At 60.9% G+C, this 412-nt stretch carries 1 protein-coding gene; it reads left to right on the top strand.

The window, feature by feature from the left end:
- Positions 1 to 11: 11 nt before the first annotated feature.
- Positions 12 to 412, top strand: a 401-nt coding sequence (locus HX773_RS25625) for a hypothetical protein (protein WP_176973828.1), incomplete at its 3' end; no start/stop codon positions are given.

The following is a 412-nucleotide window of genomic DNA, read 5'->3' as shown; positions in this document are numbered from 1 at the left end:
AAATGCGGGAAATGAAGGCTGAGCGTGTGCTCAACCAGATGGATCGGCAGGCCGCCACAGGCATCCCGCCAACCCCGGCAGACCAGCAGCGTTGGAAAACCGCTTTGTCCGGGACATCGGCGGCCGGTGAGTACAACACCCGAATCAACGAAATGAACGAGGTTCAGGGCCTGCTGCGCAAGCCGATGGCCGAGCAGCAGCAGTACGTTGACCAGAAGCGCCAGCAGATGGTCGTCAACGGCGCCAGCGTTGCACAGCAGGCCAACGTCACGCGCCTACAGACCGCCATCGACAACAACACGAAGATGCTGCGCGAAAGCCCGCTGACCTTCAACGCCATGCGAACCGGTTCAGATGTTGAGCCGCTGGACATCAGCGGCATTGCTACGCCTGAGGGGCAGCAGAAATTGGC

This window comes from Pantoea sp. B9002, assembly GCF_013385945.1.
In the GTDB taxonomy this organism is placed as follows: Bacteria; Pseudomonadota; Gammaproteobacteria; order Enterobacterales; family Enterobacteriaceae; genus Pantoea.
The sequence above is the reverse complement of the archived record's forward strand: the minus strand, read 5'-3'. Positions and strand labels throughout refer to the sequence as shown.